The 2,941-nt window shown below is 68.7% G+C and carries 2 protein-coding genes and 1 pseudogene; all 3 read left to right on the top strand.

Features of this window, described 5'->3' with window-relative positions; all coding sequences use genetic code 11:
• Positions 1-479, top strand: a pseudogene (locus H928_RS28075) (efflux RND transporter periplasmic adaptor subunit); the annotation flags it as partial.
• Positions 476-2,482 (top strand): ABC transporter permease, encoded by a 2,007-nt coding sequence (locus H928_RS0115180; RefSeq protein WP_373604924.1) that lies wholly within the window; start codon positions 476-478, stop codon positions 2,480-2,482. The pseudogene H928_RS28075 and the gene H928_RS0115180, both read left to right, overlap by 4 nt.
• Before the next feature lie 2 nt (positions 2,483-2,484).
• On the top strand, positions 2,485-2,941 hold a 457-nt coding region (locus H928_RS28070; RefSeq protein WP_043340397.1), incomplete at its 3' end, for a TolC family protein.

Here is a 2,941-nt window from a genome sequence, read left to right as displayed (position 1 = left end):
AAGAGGGCATGCCGGTCTACTTCACCACCCTGGGGGGCGCCGGCCAGACCAAGCCCCGGCGCTGGAAGGGCCAGGTGCGCCAGGTGCTGCCCGCGCCCGCTGCCAGCCAGGCCCAGCCGGCCGGCAATGCGCAAACGCCGGCACCCGCCACCAAGGCCGTGGCCTATACCGTGCTGTTTGATGTGGGCAATGAGGACGCCGAGCTGATGCCGCAGATGACGGCGCAAGTGGTGTTTGTCAGCGCCAGTGCCAGCCAGGCGCTGGCCGTGGCGCTGACGGCGGTGGAAGAAGACAAGGCCCGCGAAGGCACCCATGTAGCCCGGGTGCTGGATGCCGATGGCCAGCCCCAGACGCGCAGCGTGAAGCTGGGCATACGCAGCCGCCACCAGGTGGAGGTGCTCGACGGCCTGGCCGAAGGTGAGAAGGTCGTCGTCGGCGAGACCGCGCTGGAGCGGGGCCCCAGGTGGCTGCAATGGTGAGCGGCCCGGTTGACGCAGACCAGCCACTGATCGCACTGCGCGGCATTCGCAAACACTATGGCGACCCTGCCAGCGGCCAGCCGCTGGTGACGGTGCTGCATGGCATTGACCTGGAGATCTACGCGGGCGAATTTGTGGCCGTGGTGGGCAGCTCGGGCTCGGGCAAGTCCACGTTGATGAACATCCTCGGCTGCCTGGACCGGCCCAGCGGCGGCAGTTACCACTTCCAGGGCCAGGATGTGGCGCAGTTCGACTCGGACGCGCTGGCCTGGCTGCGGCGCGAGGCCTTTGGCTTTGTCTTCCAGGGCTACCACCTGATTGCCAGCGAAAGCGCTAGCGAGAACGTCGAGATGCCAGCCATCTATTCGGGCCTGCCCAAGGACGAGCGGGTGCAGCGCGCGCAGGCGCTGTTGCAGCGCCTGGGCCTGGGCGAGCGCCTGGGCAACCGGCCCAACCAGCTCTCGGGCGGGCAGCAGCAGCGCGTGTCGATTGCGCGCGCGCTGATGAATGGCGGCCATATCATCCTGGCCGACGAGCCCACCGGCGCGCTTGATTCGCACAGCGGTGCCGAGGTGATGGCGTTGCTGCGCGAGCTGGCCGCTGCCGGCCACACCATCATCCTGATCACGCACGACCGCGATGTGGCGGCGCAGGCGCAGAGGGTCATCGAGATCAGTGACGGCCGTATTGTGGGTGACAGTGCCAGCCAGCCCAAAGCAGCGCCGGCCGCCGTAATCGCAAGTGAAAGCGGCGGCACGCGCATGCAGCTGGCGCCGGTGCCCCAGGGCGGCAGTGCCTCGGCCGCGCCGCTGGTCGCCGAGCTGCTGGAGGCCGCGCGCTCGGCCTGGAGGGGCATGCGCATGAACCGGGTGCGCACCAGCCTGACCTTGCTGGGCATTGTGATCGGCGTGGTCTCGGTGATCGTGATGCTGGCCATTGGCGAAGGTGCGCGGCGCAAGGTGGTCGAGCAGATGGGCACCATGGGCACGGCGATTCTCTATATGGGCAGCAAGCCGCCAGCGACCGGTGGGCCGGCCGGCCAGATCACAGAGGAAGACCTGGACGCCTTGCGCGAGCTGCCCGAGATACGGCGCGTGATGCCGGTGATTGGCGACCCGGTCACCGTGCGCTATGGCAATGCGGACAAGCAGGTCTATGTGTTTGCCGCCAGCCAAGAGATGCCGCTGGTGCACCACTGGAAGCCCAAGCTGGGCCGCTACTACACGGACACCGAGGACCGCGATCTGGCGCCGCTGGTGGTGCTGGGCCACAAGGCGCACAAGCACTTTTTCCCCGACACGCCCAACCCGCTGGGGCGGCAGCTGATCATCGGTACCTCGGCCTTCGAGGTGATTGGCGTGATGAGCGAGCGCGGGGCCGATTCGGGCGCGCAGGACTATGACGACATGGTCTTTATCCCCTACCAATCGGGCCGGGCACGCGTCTACCAGGCGCAGACCCAGCCGGACTATGTGGTGGTCGAGGCCATGTCCTCCGAGGTGGTCAACGAGGCCGAGGCGGCCATCCACCGCGTGCTGCTGGCGCGGCACGGCGGCCGCGAGGACTTTGGCATCGGCAATGCGGCAGCGCGCATCCAGGCCGAGGCGGCCACGCGCCAGAGCATGGCGGTGATGCTGGGGCTGATTGCAGCGGTGTCGCTGGTGGTGGGGGGCATTGGCGTGATGAATGTGATGCTGATGACGGTGCGCGAGCGCACGCGGGAGATCGGCATCCGCATGGCGGTGGGCGCACGCCAGAGCGATATCCTGCGCCAGTTCTTGACCGAGGCCAGCCTGGTGACCCTGTCGGGTGGCACCGTGGGCCTGGTGGTGGGCGCGCTGGTGGGCGCCGTGCTGGTGCTGGCCGGTGTGCCGGTGGTGTTTTCCATCCGGGCCATGGCCGGTGCCTTTGCCTGCGCGGTGGTCACCGGTCTGGTGTTTGGTTATATGCCGGCCAAGACGGCCGCGCGCCTGGACCCGGTACGGGCCCTGGCAGGAGAGTGAGTATGCAGATCTTCCCAATCGCCAGCGCGCTGGCAGCGGCCCTGGTGCTGGCCGGCTGTGTGTCGGCACCCAGTCAGGTGCAGCAGTCGCAGTTGCAAGCCCTGGATGTGCCGGCCCAATGGCAGCGCAGTGACGCTGCCCAAGGCGATGCCGTCAGCCAGGGCTGGTGGCGCAGCTTTGGCAGCGCGGAGCTCGATGCGCTGGTGGCCGATGCCCAGCAGCACAGCCTGGATGTGGCCGCCGCCATGGCCAGGGTGCAGCAGGCACAGGCCAGTGCCCGCTATGCCGGGGCCGAGCTGTTGCCCACGGTGAACGCTTCGGCGCAGGCCGGGCACCAGGGCCGGTTGGGGGGCCACGCCGAGACGACGGGCCGCAACCTGTCCGTCGGCCTGGCTGCCAGCTATGAGCTGGACCTCTGGGGCCGCCTGCAGTCGCAGCGCGATGCAGCAGGCGCTGCGC

This window comes from Comamonas sp. B-9 (genome assembly GCF_000410635.1).
Lineage (GTDB): Bacteria > Pseudomonadota > Gammaproteobacteria > Burkholderiales > Burkholderiaceae_C > Comamonas.
This window is presented reverse-complemented; position numbering and strand designations above follow the sequence as displayed.